General features: G+C 37.1%; 23 protein-coding genes. 4 read left to right on the top strand and 19 right to left on the bottom strand.

The genetic code is table 11. The features are described 5' to 3' along the window. Positions 1 to 103: 103 nt before the first annotated feature. The 6 genes from T335_RS0114620 to T335_RS0114595 all read right to left on the bottom strand — a co-directional run bounded on the left by T335_RS0114620 (position 104) and on the right by T335_RS0114595 (position 4,838). Positions 104 to 1,969, bottom strand: a complete 1,866-nt coding sequence (locus tag T335_RS0114620; protein ID WP_330371252.1) for a DNA polymerase — start codon at positions 1,967 to 1,969, stop codon at positions 104 to 106. A 139-nt stretch (positions 1,970 to 2,108) separates the two neighbouring features. Beyond that, positions 2,109 to 2,651, bottom strand: coding sequence for a DUF2815 family protein (locus T335_RS0114615; RefSeq protein WP_026478208.1), 543 nt, complete (start codon positions 2,649 to 2,651; stop codon positions 2,109 to 2,111). Between the two features lie 2 nt (positions 2,652 to 2,653). Beyond that, complete coding sequence (locus tag T335_RS0114610) at positions 2,654 to 3,781, bottom strand: DUF2800 domain-containing protein (RefSeq protein ID WP_026478207.1); 1,128 nt, start codon at positions 3,779 to 3,781, stop codon at positions 2,654 to 2,656. After that, on the bottom strand, positions 3,781 to 4,065 hold the full coding sequence (locus tag T335_RS0114605) for a hypothetical protein (RefSeq protein ID WP_026478206.1): 285 nt from the start codon (positions 4,063 to 4,065) through the stop codon (positions 3,781 to 3,783). Before T335_RS0114605 ends, T335_RS0114610 begins: the two co-directional genes overlap by 1 nt. A 16-nt stretch (positions 4,066 to 4,081) precedes the next feature. Beyond that, positions 4,082 to 4,477, bottom strand: a complete 396-nt coding sequence (locus T335_RS0114600) for a DUF7768 domain-containing protein (protein ID WP_026478205.1) — start codon at positions 4,475 to 4,477, stop codon at positions 4,082 to 4,084. Between the two features lie 28 nt (positions 4,478 to 4,505). After that, a complete protein-coding gene (locus tag T335_RS0114595) occupies positions 4,506 to 4,838 on the bottom strand; it encodes an HTH domain-containing protein (protein ID WP_026478204.1) in 333 nt (110 codons plus the stop codon). Between the two features lie 383 nt (positions 4,839 to 5,221). Between T335_RS0114595 and T335_RS21735 the strand changes: the two genes are divergently transcribed. The 4 genes from T335_RS21735 to T335_RS0114575 are packed head-to-tail and all read left to right on the top strand — an operon-like array spanning position 5,222 to position 8,755. After that, positions 5,222 to 6,223 (top strand): ABC-three component system protein, encoded by a 1,002-nt coding sequence (locus T335_RS21735; protein WP_051569342.1) that lies wholly within the window; start codon positions 5,222 to 5,224, stop codon positions 6,221 to 6,223. After that, positions 6,216 to 6,668 carry an ABC-three component system middle component 2 gene (locus T335_RS0114585; protein ID WP_034328645.1) on the top strand — a complete coding sequence of 151 codons (453 nt, stop codon included), beginning with the start codon at positions 6,216 to 6,218 and terminating at the stop codon, positions 6,666 to 6,668. Before T335_RS21735 ends, T335_RS0114585 begins: the two co-directional genes overlap by 8 nt. Positions 6,669 to 6,673: 5 nt before the next feature. After that, positions 6,674 to 8,521: an AAA family ATPase gene (locus tag T335_RS0114580; protein ID WP_026478202.1), complete on the top strand. Its 1,848-nt coding sequence runs from the start codon at positions 6,674 to 6,676 to the stop codon at positions 8,519 to 8,521. Between the two features lie 15 nt (positions 8,522 to 8,536). Continuing rightward, positions 8,537 to 8,755 (top strand): helix-turn-helix domain-containing protein, encoded by a 219-nt coding sequence (locus tag T335_RS0114575; RefSeq protein ID WP_026478201.1) that lies wholly within the window; start codon positions 8,537 to 8,539, stop codon positions 8,753 to 8,755. A gap of 89 nt (positions 8,756 to 8,844) precedes the next feature. Here the strand turns inward: T335_RS0114575 and T335_RS0114570 are convergent, their stop codons facing one another. The 13 genes from T335_RS0114570 to T335_RS0114515 form a co-directional block, all read right to left on the bottom strand. Next, positions 8,845 to 10,308, bottom strand: a complete 1,464-nt coding sequence (locus T335_RS0114570; protein WP_026478200.1) for a restriction endonuclease subunit S — start codon at positions 10,306 to 10,308, stop codon at positions 8,845 to 8,847. Next, the gene (locus T335_RS0114565; protein WP_026478199.1) at positions 10,302 to 12,314 is read right to left on the bottom strand and encodes an N-6 DNA methylase; all 2,013 of its coding nucleotides are present in this window, start codon (positions 12,312 to 12,314) and stop codon (positions 10,302 to 10,304) included. Before T335_RS0114565 ends, T335_RS0114570 begins: the two co-directional genes overlap by 7 nt. After that, complete coding sequence (locus T335_RS0114560) at positions 12,307 to 12,564, bottom strand: helix-turn-helix domain-containing protein (RefSeq protein WP_034328644.1); 258 nt, start codon at positions 12,562 to 12,564, stop codon at positions 12,307 to 12,309. The genes T335_RS0114565 and T335_RS0114560 overlap by 8 nt, the downstream gene beginning before the upstream one ends. 518 nt (positions 12,565 to 13,082) lie before the next feature. Next, entirely contained in the window at positions 13,083 to 13,562 is a 480-nt protein-coding gene (locus T335_RS0114555) for a Csac_0668 family 2Fe-2S cluster-binding (seleno)protein (protein ID WP_026478197.1), read from the bottom strand. 143 nt (positions 13,563 to 13,705) lie between these two features. After that, positions 13,706 to 15,550, bottom strand: a complete 1,845-nt coding sequence (locus T335_RS0114550) for a heavy metal translocating P-type ATPase (RefSeq protein ID WP_026478196.1) — start codon at positions 15,548 to 15,550, stop codon at positions 13,706 to 13,708. Positions 15,551 to 15,565: 15 nt separating this feature from the next. Further along, positions 15,566 to 15,787: a cation transporter gene (locus T335_RS23045; RefSeq protein WP_026478195.1), complete on the bottom strand. Its 222-nt coding sequence runs from the start codon at positions 15,785 to 15,787 to the stop codon at positions 15,566 to 15,568. Positions 15,788 to 15,932: 145 nt separating this feature from the next. Further along, a complete protein-coding gene (locus T335_RS0114540) occupies positions 15,933 to 16,301 on the bottom strand; it encodes an ArsR/SmtB family transcription factor (protein ID WP_003145044.1) in 369 nt (122 codons plus the stop codon). A 133-nt stretch (positions 16,302 to 16,434) separates the two neighbouring features. Continuing rightward, positions 16,435 to 16,566, bottom strand: a complete 132-nt coding sequence (locus tag T335_RS22055; RefSeq protein ID WP_456297550.1) for a DUF1413 domain-containing protein — start codon at positions 16,564 to 16,566, stop codon at positions 16,435 to 16,437. A gap of 168 nt (positions 16,567 to 16,734) precedes the next feature. Further along, complete coding sequence (locus T335_RS0114535) at positions 16,735 to 18,297, bottom strand: recombinase family protein (protein WP_026478194.1); 1,563 nt, start codon at positions 18,295 to 18,297, stop codon at positions 16,735 to 16,737. A gap of 1 nt (position 18,298) precedes the next feature. Next, positions 18,299 to 18,715 carry a recombinase gene (locus T335_RS0114530; RefSeq protein WP_026478193.1) on the bottom strand — a complete coding sequence of 139 codons (417 nt, stop codon included), beginning with the start codon at positions 18,713 to 18,715 and terminating at the stop codon, positions 18,299 to 18,301. Further along, the gene (locus tag T335_RS22930; RefSeq protein WP_330371246.1) at positions 18,716 to 19,213 is read right to left on the bottom strand and encodes a hypothetical protein; all 498 of its coding nucleotides are present in this window, start codon (positions 19,211 to 19,213) and stop codon (positions 18,716 to 18,718) included. It abuts the gene before it with no gap. A gap of 87 nt (positions 19,214 to 19,300) precedes the next feature. After that, on the bottom strand, positions 19,301 to 20,281 hold the full coding sequence (locus T335_RS22925; protein WP_026478191.1) for a recombinase family protein: 981 nt from the start codon (positions 20,279 to 20,281) through the stop codon (positions 19,301 to 19,303). Positions 20,282 to 20,342: 61 nt separating this feature from the next. Next, on the bottom strand, positions 20,343 to 20,558 hold the full coding sequence (locus T335_RS0114515) for an SHOCT domain-containing protein (RefSeq protein WP_026478190.1): 216 nt from the start codon (positions 20,556 to 20,558) through the stop codon (positions 20,343 to 20,345). Between the last annotated feature and the right edge of the window lie 156 nt (positions 20,559 to 20,714).

Here is a 20,714-nt window from a genome sequence, read left to right as displayed (position 1 = left end):
ATAATATTATCCTCAACTTTCTAGGAGGAAAAAGTGTAAATTAAAGATTTATGAAAAAGTTGAGGATAATGAAAACTTGAGGATAATATAAGAAATCATGAATTCATGATTTCTGGTAAAAACTACATTCATAACCATCTGCACGAAGTGGTAGTCCTTTTGCCCACTGTGGCCCAATAGCCATGATTTTACATACTTCCTCTACACTGGATTCCCCTAAAGGAACCTCTAGTACAGCTTCATCATGCACATGCATGACAATCTCAAATCCTTTATTTCGAAGTCTTAGCATGGCCAAGGCCAACAAATCACGACTGGTAGCTTGGACGATATTCTCTACTAGCTTTGGACCATAGGTATCAATCCGCATCCACTTTTTGCTTTCACCGATGCCCTCATAGGTAAGTCCTTTTCTACCAAACTTGTTAATTTGCAGTCTTGGCTTGATATAGGAAAGCTTTCTACCAGAGGGTAGAGTAATGAATAATATCCCTGACTTGTAGTTAAAACACATTTTTCCGACCACAGTTTCACACTTTTCTCTGACAGCTTTTATGGCTGCAGCATCAACATCCCACCAAAACCTAGTGATATGAGGGTTAGCGTTTCTCCATTGATTGACCAGCTGTGGTAACTCTTCTTCTGTCAGCCCCATATCCAGGGCCCCCATTGAAGTCAGAGCACCAACAGATCCGCCATAACCTAGAGCTAATTCTGCGATTTTACCTTTCTGCCTAAGTGGACTTCCTTTATCTATTTCTTCAATGGGAACATTAAACATGGCAGAAGCTGATGCCTCGTAAATTTTCCCGTGACTTTCAAACACTTGAAGCCTCCAATTTTCACCAGCTAACCAAGCCAGAACCCTGGCCTCGATGGCTGAGAAGTCAACTACAATAAACCGACTACCGGGTTTAGGAACAAATGCGGTTCTGATAAGCTCTGATAAAACTCCGGGTACCGAATCATACAAAAGCTCTATATCTTCAAATCGCCCCTCTTTAATAAGTAGCCTTGCAAGCTCTAAGTCAGGAAGATGATTCTGAGGTAGATTTTGCACCTGCACGAGCCTTCCTGCCCATCGCCCGGTTCGATTTGCCCCGTAAAATTGAAGGAGCCCATGTACTCTTCCATCCTTTGACACTGATCTTTTAATTGCTTCATATTTTTTTACAGAGGTTTTTGCCATAAGAAGTCTAAGCTTTAATACCTCAAGCACTTCTCCATCCGTTTCACCCAAGAGACCATTAACTGTTTTCTTATCAAGGCTCTGCGCTTCTACACCTCGTTCTGAAAGCCAGTCCTTTACCTGACTTACCGAGTTTGGGTTGTCTAGTCCAGTAAGTTCATAAGCTTTAGTTGTTATGTGTTCTTTGTACATCAGGTCACATTCAACAGCCTTTGATACCATATCTAGATCCACCAATATTCCTCTGTCATTGATTTCCTGATCAAGTTGGTATAGATCCATTTCATTTACAGGTATTGGATACTTTCGAAACTTCCATCTGATTTCTCTTTCAGCTTCCACATCACGGATACAGTAGGCTTTGAAGCGTTCCCACCTTTCCTTGTCATCCTCTGGTAGATTCCGCTCTCTTCCACCATTTGATTTAGTGGGTTTACACGGTAAGGAGAAGTACCTGACCAAATCAGAGCCTTCTTTCAGTTTCTTCCTTTGAATGTTCAGCACTTCACCCACACCTTCTAGTGAAAGGGGTAATGCCAACATGGATGCTTGTACAGCGGTACATTGCCATGACTTGGGGGTTAGCTTCACTCCCAGGAATTTTGATAAACAGACTCTTTCAAATGCTGCATTAAAAGCTGTCTTAATAACACTGTTATCAGTAATGGCAGTTCTCACTTCATCAGGCAGTTCTTCGCCACAAGCCAGATCCACAATTTTCGTCTCGTCATCATCAAAAGCATAGGCAAGTAGTAATATAGTAAAGTCAGGGCTATCCACGTAGGCATACACACCGCACTTGGTTAGGTCCACACTTGAATAGGTTTCTATATCGATGCTGAGTAATTTCTCATTCATTAAATCATCCTTTCAAGACCTTATATAAAGGGCGGCAGTTTTCCACCGCCCGTAACTTGAACTATTCTAAGAAGTCATCTTCTTCAATGGTGCTAAACTCATCTGCTGCTTTAGATCGTCCTCCTAAGGCCTCGCCATCCTTCAGCTTTTGGATATTACCCAGTCCTGCTGCAACACCTCTGTTTCCGTTAGAGTTGTAACCATAGAAGGTTACGCTAATGCGTCCATAGCAACCGGAATACACTTCGCTCTGGTCTAGGATGGGTTGTACCTTGCTATCCACCACTTGAGGGGCTTGCCTACTATTGGCATTGAAAAAGTAGCTGCCTTTGTATGCTTCATCATCGGGGCGATCGATATCACCATCACGAAGAGGTGTTTTAAGGTTTGTTGGAATCTTTCCACCCCACTTTGATACGGCCTCTTTCTTTGCTTGTTCAATTGCAGCTTTAATTGCCTCCACTGTTTTTGTATCACTCTTTGGTATAATGGCTGATACACTGTATTTAGGATCTCCTCCATTAATTGAGCTTGGTTCCCAGCAGTGCAAATAGGATAAACGGCATGGTACGATAAGCTTTGTTGCTACAGTATTTTTATTCATAATTAAACCTCCTGAAATTCCGCCGCAGCGGTAGTATTGTTAATTGCATTTCTCTTGTCCGATTCAGGTACAAGGGTAATCTTGCCCTGTGGCTTGTACACTAAATGTCCAAGGATTTTATTAAATTCTTTCTTTCCCATTAATCGTTCCATCTCTGTGATACTCACAAGGGAACTTTTGTAGATGTCTTTGTAACCGGCAGTCATTGCAGCCTCAGCTACTTCTTCTTCACTGGAATATTTTCTATTACTTCGACCTTCGACTAACTTAAATCCTGACCACTCTTTTCCGTGGACGATGGCTTGCTCTTGAGCATATGCATAAACATCGGATGCCCATTTGGAAAGCTCCTCGGAGACTTTTAGCACTTCAGCGATTTCCTCTTCCGATAGTAGTGCCGGAGCTTTAAACTCCATCTTAGCCAGCTCTAGAAACTGTTCTGCTCTGGTTCTACATTGATTTCTGGCTTTACAGAACCTGCACCAATTTCCCGACTTAAATTCTCCTGAACCCATCAATGCCATTGCACCTCTTGGTTTTAGAATCGCTTCGCCCCAATTCTTTAGCTCATCCGGTGCAATATCCCAGGTGCTTAAGTTATTTATTCTTGGTTGGAAAATGGTCATCCTGACGATTTCCACATCGTATAAGAGTTCAGCCATACTAAGAATGCCTAGACCATAAATCATTAGTTGAGGATTATCTTCAGCAAATACCGCGACGCCTTTTCCCAGCTTTAAATCAATGATGTGTGCCACTTTATCAGTGACGATCACCATGTCAGCTGTACCAAAGCACTCGTCCACATACTCTGATGCATCCACCCGCTGTTCCACTGAAAAGATTGGATCCTTGCATTCTCTTTTGGCTTGTTCGATTTCACCAATGACGTAGGAGACATATTCGTCTACTGCTTCAAGCAAGTCATCTGAATAGTAATCAGAAACCGGTCTTTTACTCCTTATCTTTAGGTGCTTTTTTATGAGGTGCTCTGCCAGTGCGTGACCGGCAGAACCCTCCGCTGCGTATGCAGATTCCTCATCCTGAAATTGTTCCTCTAGCACCAATGAAGGTGGACAGTTTAATCTGCGGTGTGCCGCTGATGGAGAGAATCTGGCATGCGCCCCCATTAAAGGGCCTCCGCTTCAGAAAGTAGACTGGCATAGTCTTCCGGCTTTACACCGGATAACTTTCCGGCATCGTACTTCATAAGAAGCGCCTTAATTTCTTTGGTTTTACCATCCCTACTCTTCTCAGCAAGAACAGCTCTTACTGTTTCAATGCCGATGGATGGTTCCTCTTTAGTTGGTGCTTCATTTACTGGATTTGGGCTTGTACCCTCTTCAGCCAAAGCTCGATATCCAGCAGCCAATTTTTCAAACCCATCAGCCAGGGTTAAATAAACTTTGCTCATGACTTCCCATCCTTTCTTAATCTAATTTCAAACCTTTGAGAATCTCACGGATACGATCATCCACGCGATCATCAATAGGTAGTGTTTTGGCTTTTATCTGTCTTAGCTCTTCGTCATACATCACAACTGGAATCTTCAGTTCTTTTGCTGCTTCAAGCTCATACTCCATACCACTTGTGATTTCAGGCCCAAGAAGCCAAATTTTATCGCACTCTTTCATCATTTCAATGCCAAGCTCAATGCCACGGATCCTCTCATGCTGATCCTCTTCTCTTAAAAAGTTTGGAAAATATAGATGCGGTACGATTGGCATATAGCCACACTCACATAGGATTCTAGCTACTTGTGCTGCCCTCTTGGTGTTTCCTTCAACATCCCCTCTAAATGGGGAGCAAACAAATACTTTTTTCATTACTTGTCCATCCTTTCTACATTCGGGGTCATCCCGTGTTTTTATTAAGAGCAAAGTCCTTAAAAATGCTTTGCATTACGGCAAGGTCATCGCCGGACAGTTGCGCGCTTAACCGTTCCAGCAATTCCTGTTGCGCAGGATTCAGGTACTTCCGGTTCATATAAAAACCATCAGCTACCTTCACACCTCCACCATAACGACCACGGATTGTTTCCAGAGGATATGAAAGCGATAGGATGTCAATATCATTTCTTATGGTTCTGATGCTGACGCCAAACTCAAACGCCAAATTAGACATCGTTTCCTGCCTTCTATGGCACAAGGTTTCTAATATTTCAATGCGTCTTTCGTTTGGCCCCATCGCTTCACACCTCCTTCCTTTGCTCTATGGTTAAAGAATAAAAGTTAAATAGGCAGGTTCTTTTCCTATTAAGAAAAACTTTTTCGCGAAACTAAAAAAGTGTTCACTTTATACCAGAACCATCTATTTCATTGAGAATCCAAGCCTGTATTACGAGACATAGATTTGAATAAAAAATCACTTAACACTATCAAAATGTTTGCATTCATGAATTTTTCATCTGGCAATGCATTGTTTGCCATGATATAATTTAGATAATCTTTTGTGATTTTTTTAATTGTTCTTCAACCACTAATGAAATTTTATAAAAAAAAGCCCTTCCACTTAGGAAGGACTCGGAAGGGTTCGGAATAACCCGGAAATATTGTTGGAGGTGGTAGCTGATGCTCTTTAGTGAATTTGCAAATATTCTATTTAAACACAGTGACACTACGTATAAGTCACATGAGTTTTTTCTGTCACTTTTTGATAATATTATGAGGGATCCGATATCCCCTGAAGAGGTTAAACTACATGAAGATGATAAATACAATCCTTTTGCTCATCTAAAACCAGATTCATTGGACAGGCTATTTAAAGGTACAAATCCTTTAAATCCCAAGAGTGTCAAAAGGGCTATTAGTCGTAAAAACACAGATAAATTCGCAAAATATATAAATGAATACAACGAGCACAATCAAATTGCCATTGAAGATGAAATCAAAAAAATGATCCCAGATTTTAATTCCGATGATAACCTAGGATATGCCTGTGCCGATCTATTTCTTCAGATTTTAGATGATATTTATGAAGGTCGGGAGTCCTCTAGCGTTACCGCTTCAAATTATATAACCACTCCCTCAAAACTGACCGAATTTCCTGCGCGAACAATTTATTATGACGAATCTGATGGCAAACTACATATTGGCAATATTGAGATATCTATTCCAAAGGAACTAGAACCACCGCAAGATATTGCACCGGAAGAAGAAGCTTATGTTTGTGAACTTCTTGCAGCTTATGCACAGGCCTTAAAATTCGATACACTCACAAAATCCGATCTAGATTCACTACCTAAAAAATTCCAGAGAAACTTCTCTGACCAAAGAATTAATTATTACAGCGCAGCCCGCATTGATCGCTTTGTTCGTGAATCGTTTGAAAAGGGAGAGATTCAAGCAGATAAATGGAAATCCGAAACTCATGATTATATTAAAGAAACCTTATGGGATGATTACGATGATGGTTACAAGAGAATTTTAGCTGTAATGAAAAAAGTGGTGGATTGTTCTACTACTTCTGTTGTTAACAATATCCAAAATCTCGTAGGTCCAAAAGAAAAGAAAGGCACTTGTCACTTGTTGGCAAATGACGGTATCGTTCGCTGGGTGAATGAAGATGAGTAACAAAGTTTTTAATACAACATTTGAAATTTCAATGAGGCTATTACTTATGTTGTCTTTAACAAATAAAAGAGGATTTACTTTGGATAACCTTGCAACAGCTGATTTTATTGCAAACTATTCAAAGGAATTTGGACTAGCTGCTAGTAATCTTCACGGAGATAACGAATTTAGTTTTTCTGAGTTTTCTATTAGAAGATCAATGGCACAAGATGCAATAAAACAACTAGTTCTTGAGGGAATGATCAAGGTTTCCTATACAAAACATGGCTTTCGCTACTCTATTTCTGAACGTGGTCAAGCATTCTGTAATACTCTGACTTCTGATTATGCTAAAGAATATAGATTATATGCCAAGGAAGCCATTGCATATATAGACTCAAAGAAAGAAAAAGAACTTCTCAACTTAATTAGCCGAGAAGCCTCTAAATCGTTACGGAAGGAGTAATCTAAATGGCATTTTATATAACTAAAGTTACAGCGACTGGCATTGGGAAAACTCCTGCCATTGTAACATTCAACAAAGGATTAAATATTATTTGTGGTGTCTCTGATTCTGGAAAGACTTGTGTTTTAAAGTGCATTCAATTTGCTATGGGGGTAATTAAAAAACCTTTTGATCAAGAACAAACAGGATATGATAGTGTCAGCTTAGACATTTTTACCTCAGATGGTCCAATACACATATCACGCAAACTCGGAAAGAATATAGTAAATGTTGTCACGGAGTTAGATTCAATTGATGGTGGAGACTATGATATTGAATATAAGAAAAATGGAAATAAGCGTCCTGTTTTAAACGAGCTATGGCTCAAATTAATTGGAATAAATAAGCTTCCAATGATTATAAGCAACCAAGACTTTGGCAGACAGCGTTTATCCTGGAAAACAATTATGGGGCTCTTTTGGTTAAGAGAACAGGAAATTGAAAACCCAAATTCAGTTCTTTTGCCATCGTCACCTACACAAAATCCTTATTTTTTCGCCTCGCTTCTTTACCTTCTCACTGGGGATAATTTTCCGAATGCTGAAGAGCAAGACAAGGATGAGATAAGCAAAGCCAAAAGGGATGCTGTACGACATTTTGTAAATGGAAGAATTTCTCATATGTCTAAGAAAAGAGAAGAACTAAAAAAGTCACTATCTACTTTTGGTGATTTAGACATCGAAGCTGAAATGCAAAAGCTAATTGATAACCTTTCAGAGACTGAAGCGGCTATTGCAGCAGCCACAGATGAAAGCAAGGATTTACTTAGTACTCTGTTGAATTTTCGAGAAAAGGAAGCTGAGACCAAAGTAACTCATTCACATTTTCAATCGCTAAAAAGTCAGTATACAGCAGATATAAAAAGACTTACCTTTATTGTAGATGGAGAAGTCCATTTACATTCTGTAGATAATAACAAAACATGCCCCTTTTGTGATGGTGACATAAAACCAACACAAAGAGAATCTTATATAGAAGCATCAAAGGCAGAATTAACTCGTATCATCACCCAACTACAGGGGCTAACTGAAACTGAATATGATATTGCTGCAACTTTAGAGGAAGTTCAAGGAAAAATTAGAAGTATTGAAGATCGAAGATTTGAGATTGAGAAGTGGATTGAATCAGAGCTTACTCCTCAAGCTGAAAATTTGAGAGAAGCTATACAACAATATCGTTCTTATATACAAATACAGCAAGAGTATTTAGTGCTCCATAATGTTTCACAAGACTGGATTACTGAATTACAAAAACAGGAAGACAGTGAAGATTCCGATAAACCTAAATTCAAACCAAAAGAACATTTCCCTAGAGGATTCAGTACTCGTATAGACGAAATAGCCTATTCCATACTATCTGAATGTCAATATGAGGGTTTGAACACTGCACATTTTAATATTGGTACCTTTGATTTAGAAGTGAATGGCCTTGCCAAAGAAGATAGTCACGGTAAGGGGTATTGGGCCTTTATCAATACAGTTTTAGGATTGACCTTTAGACAATATTTGCAGGAATATGCTGTATATAAGCCAGGTATTTTTGTCGTAGACACCCCTTTGCTTGGTTTGGATCAAGGTGTTGAGGATAGTGCTCCAACAAGTATGAGAACAGCATTGTTCCAATATTTTCTCAATCACCAATCAGAAGGGCAAATGATTGTTGTAGAAAACACAAAGGACTTACCTAATCTAGATTATGAAGCAAATGGCGCTAAAGTAATTGAGTTTACCCATAATAAGTACGAGAGCCAATTCAAAGAAAGTCGTTATGGTTTTTTACATGACGTATATAGCAACCAAGATAGTGGTTTATAAAACGGAGGTGGCAAAATGCTTCGAATCAGCTACAACAAGCTGTGGAAATTGCTAATTGATAAAAACATGAACAAACAAGACTTAAAGAATGCTACCGGCATAAGTTCTGCCTCTATAGCTAAGCTTGGCAGAGGCGATAACATTACAACGGATGTATTACTTAAAATATGTGAAGCTTTGGACTGTGATCTTGAAGATATTATGGAAACGGTCCATGGAAATGAAAGATCCTAATAATTAATTTTCCCATTACTTAACCTCTATCGATTAATATTTTTTCAAAAGAAAAACCCTACTCTATGATTGTTGAGTAGGGTTTCTATCTATTTTTCGTGGATGATAGATTTAATTTTACTTATTGCTTCTTGTTCTAATTTATAAGCAATAAACCTTTTTTCGTTCGCAGCTAGTGCCAAGTCATTTATATGCTTTTGGCTCTCAATATTCTTCAGAATTGGAATTGGTATATTGCCAACATGCTTGTCTGTTATTTCATCCACAACAGAGCCATAAGTAAATCTATTAATTAGCTCTTTCCCATATTCTGTGCTTAAAAAAACATATAGATACCCAGCAATATTTAAGTCTCTTGGGACAATTCTAATAATGTGTTGATTGGCTGTCCAATTTTCCCAATGTTTAGGTACTAATGATACTTTGCCAATTGTACCACTACATGTAATTAGAATCATATTCTCTTTAAGTTCCAATTGTTCTTTTATCCTATCACCGTGGTGAATCAAAGATAAATATTTTTTATTTGAAGGATCCAGTTCATATAATTGTTTTCCCCCAAAAAAAACTCTTCCGTTGCCTTCTTCAACATATATTCGCTTAAACCTTCCTGGCAAAATAACTTTTTTGCTAACAGTACTATCTTTAACAAATTTGATTTCTTCTGAGTTCTTTGATATGTGGTTGACTATAGAGTCCACAAGCGGAACATGATAAGAACCGTCTATACGGTTATCTAAATTGCTTAATTTAACAGAATATGCCTCAACCGCATCACTCAGTCTATCAACCAGCAATTCATCTAAAGGCGGTAATTTCAACTCATCTATTAATAGATCCTGAGCAGACTTAATTAGCTCATTGGATTCATCTCTGAGTTTAAATGATTCCTGTACAAGGTCATTGATTTCTCTCCTTCTAATGATGCTTGGGTATGGTATTGGAACATGATCCAGATGTTCAGGTTCTATATGAGTGACTACAGATCCATAATTGTTAGTTTGTAGTATCATGTTACCTATCTTCGTCTTTAAATATGCATAAACAAAGCCAATGTCTTCTTTATCCTTGCAGGTTATTCTAATAAGATCATGACTAAAGATCTTATTAGCTAAAGTTTTCGACACAATCGTTGCTTTTCCAACTGTCCCAGAGCATGTAAGTAAAATTTGTCCTTCTTTCACCCTTAATTGTTCTAAGTCTGTATTTGTTCTTTCAGATACATACCCATCTGGAGTTGGGAAAATATCAAGGATACTAGATGGCTGAAATATTGGAAATTCTGATTTTTCCACCCAAACTCGCTTAAATCTGGGTCGGTGATATGCTGTTGCTATCCCTTCATCACCTGTTAGATTTTTTAATTCGTGTTTACAGTCAAACAGTAGTTCTCTCGCGTGTCTTCCATCTAAACCAAATACCGAGGCTTCTATTCGTTTCCCTTTGTCTAAGATCTCTGATAATTTAACTGAACACCACTTAATATCATCTTGTAACGAGGGAATCTCAGAGAGTAGATTTGTTTGGATATTAAATGCTGTATTATCTACCATGCAATCCCCTCCTGCTTTTTCCATTTATAAAATACGCTTGGTACTTCAATCGTTTGATCATCTTCTAGTTTTCTCTTTTGTTGAGTTGATAAAGTTCGTTCTCCTGTACTTGTAGTATCTAATATTGATATATTCTTATCCGAAACAAGGATTTCATTACCATCTGAGTCTCTCTTAAACAAAGGATTTCCACGTTTGTCATGACCGATTTTTTCAACCATAGCCATAAAAACATTGTAATCAGCCATCTTACCAGTTGTTTCTTCTCTAGTAATCTGCTCTTGTGTTTTTTTCTGAAGTATCAAAACTGATGTCTGAGTTCCATTTTTAGGCTGAAAAGTGTCAGCATGTAAATCTATACTAGCGATTATTCTAGTATTTTTAATTAGCCATTCTCTTATGTACCCTAAACCTGGTGATCCCAAAATTGCGTCAGGTAATACAATTCCTAATCTTCCGTTAGGTTTTAATAACTGTATGCACCGCTCAACAAATAGTATTTCTGGTGGTACTGAAGATTGAAATCTATCTGTTATATTCCACGTTCCATTCTTATTCTCCCATATACGAGCTAAATCATATTGTTCAAGAATATTTTTGTCTTTTATTGGTATTTTACTTCCAAACGGAGGATTAGTTACAATGACATCAAAAAAACCAATTGTTTTATGGTTTCTTATGTTTGCTTTGTCTACCATCAAAGCCTTAGCTAAACTAGTCCTAAATTCATCACTCCATTCATGTGGGGGCAGTAATGAATTTGTTTGTAGAATATTGCCACTTCCATCGTTATTCATAACCATATTCATTTTGGTAGCTTTAACAAGATCAGGATTTATGTCAAACCCAAAATAATTGTTTCTTGCCATATCGGCAATACGGTCCTGAAATGCACGCATGATATCAGAATTCCAGTTATCTTTAGCTAGACCTATTTCTTCAGTAAATTTTTGTTCGAGCTGACTTATCACATGGGTCATTGCTGTGACCAAAAAGCCACCAGTGCCACATGAACTATCTAATACATGTTCATCAATTTGAGGGTTTATCATTTCAACAACCATGTTCATAACGTTTCTAGGGGTAAAGAACTCTCCTCTATCGCCGCGCAAGTTAGCTCCAACAATTTCTTCATAAGCCTTTCCTTTAATATCAATATTTGTGTTCAATAGGCTATATTTTTGTAATTCACTTACAATATATGCTAAGCTTCTTGGAGAAAGTTTTATTTCATCATTTGCATCGAAAATTTTCCCGTGTTTTTTCTTAACTCTATCAAATATTTTCGAGATTCTTTTTTTCACTGTTAGCTGCCCATCAGGGTTGGATCTTTCATCTGATGTTGTATAAAACTCCAATGGTTTGGGTATATCACGCTCATCTTCAATTTTACAAAATATAATTTTTAGAAGTTCAAAAAAAGCCGGTTGTTTTTGAAGACCATCATTTACATGAATGTGGTTATGGCATGTTTTAAATACAAATAGCAAATTATCATCATATGCATTTTTAAGAGAAGTTCTTTTAGGTCTATTAATGTCATCTAAATTACCATCCGCAGATGGTATATCATTATAATCCATAAAAGATATTTGACCCTTATCATTTGTATACTTCTTATAGACCTCCTTTTGTTTGCCATTAGTCCACATTCCCCATTCACAATTGGGGCATGCCGCCATGTATGATTTCAGCTGGTCGACTCCCTCTTTACTATTTTTTGCATCTACAGATTCTTTTTTACATTCAATTATAATTTTAATGTTCTCTTGAGTATGCTCATTAATATCCTTATCGAAAATTACAATATCAGCTCTAGGCTTACTAGAACCTAATTTCAATGTAAATTCAACCTCTATTTGGCGAGGCAGATACTTGTGCTCGTTAACAAGCCTCTTTTCAATTGTCTGCCGCACATACTCCTCTGGAGTATCTTTTCGAAACTTTCCAGTTATATAGTCAGCGATTTTCCCTTCCGGTATCACTATTACTTTTTTCTCACTCATTTGAATCCTCCACTTGATTTATTGGTTTGTTATGTTTAATAATATCTGACAATTGGCAATCTAAAACGCAACATATCCTAGCTAACACATTTAAATCAGGCCTTTGAACCTCATTTTTGCAATATGAATTTAATTGTGTTCTCTGTAAATTTGCATCTTGAGCCAGACGATTCTTACTTATTTCGTGTTTTTTTAAATATTCATCTAACACAATCTCAAAGTTTCCCCAGTCCTGAATCTCACCTGTCATCTTCCTCCCCCTTTTTTTGCATTGATTATGATTATTATAACTTCTACTGCATATATTTACAACTGTTTTTATCTACAGTTGTAAATATATGCAACTGTTTTCTTCTATTCAACAAAAAGTATTCTCATTTTGCTAAACCGTTGAACCCTTAAAGCAAAACTACATTTCCATGGGTGAGCACAGTCCAGCACTTTTCCCATATCCGCTAAAAACACACCCAAAATCTATCACTTTACCCGCCATCAAAAAATAAATAAGCCCTTGAAAATACCGTAAACACGCCATTTCCAAGGGCTTTCTCAGTCATTAAAACATTGTATTTACTTTTACTCTCGTCAGCAGAGCAACCGTTTCAACATGTTTCGAGTTGCCTTGATAGCTATCAAAACTGCGTTCTCAACCCCTATGGTTAAGGGGAACATATCCACACTCGTAGTTGGAAACATATCCAACATTGGCTCTCGTTTGTGGGAAGATATCAACGGTTTTGTCTGTTCGTGAGAACATATCAACTCAAATCATTTCATGGTTAATCCCTTATCAATGGCTTCCTGAATAATCTTATGACAACATACCCCCAAAGGATTGTTTTCCTTACAAAGCGAATTTTTCATTGCTCCAGTTATGGCATTTACTTCTTTAACGGTTTTCGCACCATGCTTTACAACTGCTTCAATTACCTGATCTTCTGTGACTTTGCTGCAATAACAAGCATACTTAGGATCTGCATCTTTCTTAAACCAGATAGGAACCCTAACTTGGTCTTTTAAGAATTTTATTTCTTTATCTAAGTTATAGTAAATAACGTCGCAGTCCTCATTCATGCATATCTTATATTGATCTCCATCAACGGCATTACGATAATCATCTGTCACCAAGTGTTCAACGGTTATCCTACTAACTGTTACTCCTTCATTATTACAGACAGGGCAACTCTCCTTTGTTCTATTTAAATTTTGTGTGATACATTCACAGCAACATTCATCAATAACTTTCAATTACATAACCTCCATATCTTTAAAACCATTTAATTCAAGGTAAATCCCAACCAATTTTCATTTATAGTTTTTAAATTAAAAAATACCCCTTGATTGTATCGTCAATTATCGGTATCATTCAAGGGGTGAATAGGAAAAATAGTTTATAGATTCTTTACACTCAAAGCTCTAAAAGCATTTAATACTGCAATGATAGTTACACCTACATCTGCAAATATAGCTGCCCACATAGTAGTTATTCCAAAAGCACTCAAAATAAGAACAATTATTTTTATTCCAATTGCAAATACTATGTTTTGATTTGCAATTTTTAATGTCTTTTTAGAAATCCTCATTGCAGTAGCAATTTTCGATGGTTCATCAGTCATTATTACAACATCGGCGGCTTCAATGGCTGCATCGGAACCTAAACCACCCATTGCTATTCCAATATCTGCACGAGCTAATACAGGTGCATCATTGATTCCGTCACCGACAAAAGCAATTTTACCTTTTTTAGATTTTTGTAAAAATAATTCTTCTAGCTTTTCAACCTTATCTGCTGGCAACAGTTCTGCATAAACTTTATCAAGACCAAGCTCTTTACCAACTTTTGAACCTACACTTTTATTATCACCTGTCAACATGACAGTTTGTTTAATATTAGCTGCTTTAAGTTCCTTGATTGCCTGTGCTGAATCTGGCTTTACCTCATCAGCAATTGTAATATAACCTATATATTGCTTATTCATAGCAACATGTACAACAGTACCGATCAGCTCTCCCTTGAAATAAGGAATATTCATCATTTTCATAAGTTTGATATTTCCTGCCATAACCTTTCTTCCATCTACTGTTGCAACAACACCATGACCTGATATCTCTTCCACATCTGAAATACGTCCATTATCTATTTCTTTGCCGTATGCACGTTTCAGTGAAAGTGAAATCGGATGATTGGAATAGCTTTCCACATATGCAGTTAATTCAAGTAGCTCTTCTTTGGAAACTCCTTCTGGATGAATTTCTTGTACATTAAATACACCTTTCGTTAATGTTCCAGTTTTATCAAAAACAACAATTTCAGTTTCTGCTAATGCCTCTAAATAGTTACTACCCTTGACTAAAATACCTTTCCTTGAGGCTCCGCCTATTCCACCGAAGAAACTTAAAGGAATTGAAACAACTAAAGCACACGGACAAGAAACTACTAAGAATGCTAATGCTCTGTATATCCAGACGCTAAAGGTTGCCCCCTCTATAATAAGAGGTGGAATAATAGCCAGTAAGGCTGCAATTATAACCACAACTGGTGTATAATATCTCGCAAATTTCGTAATAAATTGTTCTGAATTGGATTTTTTACTACTTGCATTTTCAACTAAATCAAGAATTTTACTTACAGTAGATTCTCCAAATTCCTTGGTAACCTCTGCTGTAATAACTCCATTAATGTTGATGCAGCCACTTAGGATATCACTTCCAACTTCTACTTCACGAGGGACAGACTCGCCAGTAAGAGCTGATGTGTCAATCATTGAATATCCCTCAATTACCTTGCCATCAAGGGGAATTTTTTCTCCTGCTTTAATTACAATAATATCTCCAATTTGTACTTCATCTGGGTCAGTCCTAACAAGTTCATCGCCTTTTTTAACATTTGCATAATCTGGTCGAATATCCATAAGGCTTGCAATTGACTTTCTCGACTTGCCAACTGCATAGCTTTGAAACAGTCCTCCAACTTGATAAAACAGCATAACTGCAACACCTTCAGGATACTCACCAATAAAAAATGCACCAATTGTTGCAATACTCAATAAAAAGTTTTCATCGAAAACTTGACCTTTAAAAATATTTTTTACAGCTCTTTTTACAACATCTCCACCTACAATAATGTAACTTATTATAAAGAGAGCAATCTGTAACCATTCGTTATTTAAATTAAGCAATACTGCTGTAGCTAACAAGGCTGCACCAATAATTATTCGCCATAGTCGTTTTGTCATACTAAATAGCCTCCTTTAAGCCTTTTTCATAGTTGTATCGGGTTCAATTTTTTTAATTATTTTTTCGGCCTCTTCTATTATTGTTGGCATTTTTTCATCCTCACCATCAATAACGAGTTTTGTGGTCATAAAGTTAACAGTAGCTTCTTTCACTCCATCAAGCTCATTAATAGCCTTTTCCATTTTTGCCGCGCAATTTGCACAATCTAAACCTTCAAGTATAAATTTCTTTTTCATTATTAAATCCTCCTAAATATTATTTGTAATTTTATTTTGAATACTACAAGTCTTTTTCAAATTTTCTTGAAGCATTGCTCATTTGAAATGAAGACTTAAATATATGCCCAAATATCTTCAAAAAATATTCTATTCTACCGCATTACTACTTCTCGTTGATATGAATTAGACCTTGGTCAAATATTTCTCTTACATGATCATCAACTAATGAATAATATACTACTTTGCCTTCTTTTCTGTTTTTCACTAAATTAGCTTGTTTTAAGACTCTCAGCTGATGGGAAATTGCTGATTGTGTCATGTTAAGTAATACAGCGATATCACAAACACACATTTCAGCTTCATGTAAAGCCCATAATATCCTGATTCGTGTTGAATCTCCAAATACTTTAAATAATTCTGCTAGATCATAAAGGCTTTCTTCTTGAGGCATTTTATCTCTAACTTGATTTACAATATCCTCATGAATTACATTGCAGTCACATCTTTCAATTGAATTAAATTTTTTAGTCATATTATCACCTCTTTTTAAATCATTTCATCTGAATACTTGAACAAGCATCCATACGTTGTATATTTATTATATTATTGTTTTTCTCTTGTGTCAATAGTTATATGAGCATTTATTCAAGTGTTTTTTATATTATTTAAAATATCTCAAAAACATCTACTAAGACATTAGTACCATCCTTTCTCGGTATCCTGTTCCATACATATCCTTTAAACAAATCCTTAAAAATAAAGACTTCACCTTCGTACAAGTTTTCGATTTCTTTAATAGCTTCATCTAACAGCTTATTACATCACTCATGTGGTCAACTCCTTATCAATAACCTTATAAACAACATTTTTGATAATATCACATGTATAAATCATGTAAAAGTCAATGCAAAAACCGCCAATCAAGAGAACCTAACTCTTAATTGACGGTTTATATTAGTATTAAATCATACTTCCATTTCAATTCCAGATTTAAAGCATATTACAAAGTGGTCATCATAAACACTAACATTCTGGATAATCTTCCTTACTAGGGTATCATCATATCTCAGAGTACGGTATTTGTTATTGCGGATAAATTCTATCAGTTCGTTGATCCGCTCATTCTCACCACTTAAGGATGCATCTTCCACAAGAAGGGTCTGACGCTTTTCACGCAACTCTTCAATCTCATCTGCAAGGGATTCAAAATCTTTTCCTTTATTAGCAAGGCTGATTAGTTCCTTCTGCTTTTCTTCAAGCAAGGTGTTAATCTCTGAAATCTTATATTCCGTAGTCTCACCGATTACCGCATGAATGTTTTCCTCCAGTATTCTTATCATGTTATCACCACCGGCAAGAAGTCTATTAATGGCAGTCATTACCGCATCATATAATTCAGCTTCTTTTACCGTTCGGTTCTTGCACGTATCAGGGCCTTGCTCAATTCTTGTAACGCATCGCCAAACAAATTCTTTTCTACCGTGAATATTCCAATAGACCCGTCTGTATATGTCACCACAATCTCCACAAAAGGTTATGGTACTCAAAGCGTATTTACTACTATAAATCCTTTTATTCTTGTCTGCACCTGTGTAAATATTACTTCTGCGATGAAGCTCTTCCTGAGCCTGTAAAAAAAGTTCCTTTGGTATGATCGCCTCATGGCTATTTTCAACATAATACTGCGGGACATGACCTTCATTCTTGACTCGTTTCTTTGTAAGAAAATCCACTGTGAAAGTCTTCTGCAACAGGGCATCGCCGATGTATTTCTCGTTTAGAAGAATCTTCTTTATGGTTTCTGGTCTCCATCTTGGTTTACCTGCAGCTGTTAAAATGCCGTCTTTCTCTAGATCCCTGCCGATGCCCACTAGGCTCTTGCCCTCAAGGTACTCTCTGTAAATACGTTTAATGATTTCAGCCTCTTCTGGAACAATAATTAAGTTGCCTTCTTCATCCTTTGTGTATCCCATAAATCGATTGTGATTGACCTGCACCTTTCCTTGCTGGTAGCGATATTGAAGTCCGAGTTTAACGTTCTGCGAAAGGCTCTGGCTTTCTTGTTGTGCAAGAGAGGCCATAATGGTAAGTAGCACCTCGCCCTTGGCATCCGTTGTGTTGATGTTCTCTTTTTCAAAATACACTGCTATGTTCTTTTCCTTGAGCTGTCTAATATACTTTAAGCAATCCAGCGTGTTGCGGGCAAATCGACTAATGGACTTTGTAATAACTAAATCGATGTTGCCCTCCATACACTCTTCAATCATACGGTTGAACTCTTCTCGTTTTTTAGTGTTAGTACCGGAAATGCCGTCATCTGCAAAAATGCCTGCAAACTCCCATTCAGTATTTTTCTTTATAAACTCGGTGTAATGTGCAACCTGCACTTCATAGCTTAAATTCTGCTCTTCAGTTTCTGTAGAAACACGGCAATAGGCAGCGACACGCAGTTTCTTAATTTTTTCTTTTGCGGCCGTACTTCCAACTCTTTTTCTTGCCGGAATTACAGTTATATTTTTTCCTGCCATATTACACCTCGCTTTCTATCAAACTATATAGGTACTCCGCTCGTGTAATAGGATCATCTGGAAGTTTACCTTCTGATTTTCTCATCTTGAATCGTTCTATAGGGGAGGGAACAGTAAAAGCTGCAAGCTCTACAATCCGCCCTAAGTCCTTCGCACGTTTATTTCTAATCTCTTCAGCCTTATCAAATGTTTCTTTATCTATGATTGCTGGATATACATCATTTCCGAGATAAAGGATATTTTTCAAAATACGCCCCATTACTGAATGCGTCTTCTCAATACCTGCCTGTTCACCAGCCACTGTAAGGGAAAGTCCTGATATATATTTTTCAAAGAACTCCTTTACTTGACCTGCTGCCTTCTCATCGACAGTTATGACTCCGTCTTTAACTGTATATCCGTATGGTACATATGCCATTTATCTCACCACCTTTTCTATAAGGGAAAGCCCGCATTTCATTTTGAATGTTAGTTCCTCCCTTGAATTTACAACTATATTTTCTACAAACTTTTCAAATGTTTCTTCTGTATAATCTCCATCAAACTTATCTTTTGACACATAATGAAGAAGTGCCTTTACCTCGTCTGCTTGTGAAGTACCATTGGTAAATGACATTACTAAGTTCGTTTTCTCGGCTGTAAGATTTTTAATTTCTATATCCAGAACATTTCGTTCCTTGTTAAAGAGCGCCGGTTCAAGAAACCCTTTTGTCATAAGGCCAATAAGAGTATTGCGTTCTTCGGTTAATTGTTCCATTTTCTTATCGATGGTATTAATTCTTTCAAGGTCGCATTCTTCGTGAGTTTTACTTATAGAATCGCAAAGTGGCTCCAGTATTATCTTTCTGCTGAATGCGAGCTTATTCATTATTGTTGCGAATGTTGCTTTTATCTCTCCATCACGCAAAAATAACATGGAGCAGCTGTCCTTGTCTTCAATGTGTCCTTTGCAGCTCCAAGCAATATAACTTCTGCCAACAGAGTAGTTTGTTCTTCTCTTGAATTAACTGCCGCACTCTCCACATAGGATTCTGCCACTTAGCACATACCTGTTTTGATAAGCTTTCTTGTTAGCAGTTTTGCTCATAGATTTTGCTCTTTGAGTTATCAGCTTTTGAGCCTTGGAAAATACTTCTCTGCTGATGATCGGTTCATGATGATCCTTGCAGTAAAACTGATCTTTCTCTCCATTGTTAATGTGTCGATTGAAGTTGCTATCCGTGTAGGTCTTTTGGAAAAGCACATCACCTTTGTATTTTTCGTTACGAAGCATATCAATCACCGTACCAGAACTCCAATGATTGCCCCTTCTTGCAGGGATTTTGTCCTTGTTCAGGCCTTTTGCGATAACACTTCCACCTTTCCCTGAAAGGCACTCTGCAAAAATACGTTTGATTATTTCAGCTTCTTCAGGAACAATAACCATCTCACCATTTACGTTTGCATAGCCATATGGCGGAGTGCCAATAATGTAACTGCCATTTTGAAACTTTTTACTGATTGACCATGTTGTGTTCTGTGAAATAGACGCGGACTCTTCAGCAGCAAAACCAGATAAAATAGAAAGCATTAATTCACTTTCCATATCACCTGTATTCAGATTTTCTTTTTCAAAATAAATATAAACACCGATATCCATTAGGAGCCTTACCAGCTCCAGGCAATCCGTGGTATTTCGTGCAAAACGACTGATGGATTTGGTGATAATAAAATCAATCCTATTACTTTCACAATCACGAATCATACGGAGAAGTTCAGGTCGTTTTTCCTTCTTTGTGCCTGATATGCCTTCGTCATAATAAAGTCCGGCAAACTCCCATTCCGGATTGGATTTAATATATTTTTCATAGTGTTCCCGCTGAGCTTTAAGGCTTACCAGCTGGTCATCACTATCCGTTGAAACCCTTGCATAAGCGGCAACTCGAAGTTTGCTTTTTGATGGCTGTGATTTGGGCAGTTCATCTATTTTCGTTATCTTTTTCATCATCTCACCTCACTTTCTGCTATTACATATATCACTCTAAAAGGTAATAATAGCAAGTGTTTCAGGGCATTATCTCGGCTAACTTCGGAGAGAATTTCTGGCGGTTTAATGCTGATATTTTGTGTAGTTCATCTTGTGTAATCTTGCCCTCTTTATAGAGCATGCCAACAATGCTCTCAGCTATATAAAAGTCATATTCTTTCTGTAACTGTTCTTCTGACATCGGTTCTGTCTCACCCTTGATAGGAGAACCATCTTTCACTTCAATAATGTTCATAAAAAAACACCTCCTACCTGGTAGCCACGGCGGGAGGTGAAATCTGATGTTTTCTTTAATCTTTCTTATATTATCCTCAAGTTTTCATTATCCTCAACTTTTTCATAAATCTTTAATTTACACTTTTTCCTCCTAGAAAGTTGAGGATAATATTAT

Source organism: Alkaliphilus transvaalensis ATCC 700919, from assembly GCF_000621485.1.
GTDB lineage: Bacteria > Bacillota > Clostridia > Peptostreptococcales > Natronincolaceae > Alkaliphilus > Alkaliphilus transvaalensis.
The sequence above is the reverse complement of the archived record's forward strand: the minus strand, read 5'-3'. Positions and strand labels throughout refer to the sequence as shown.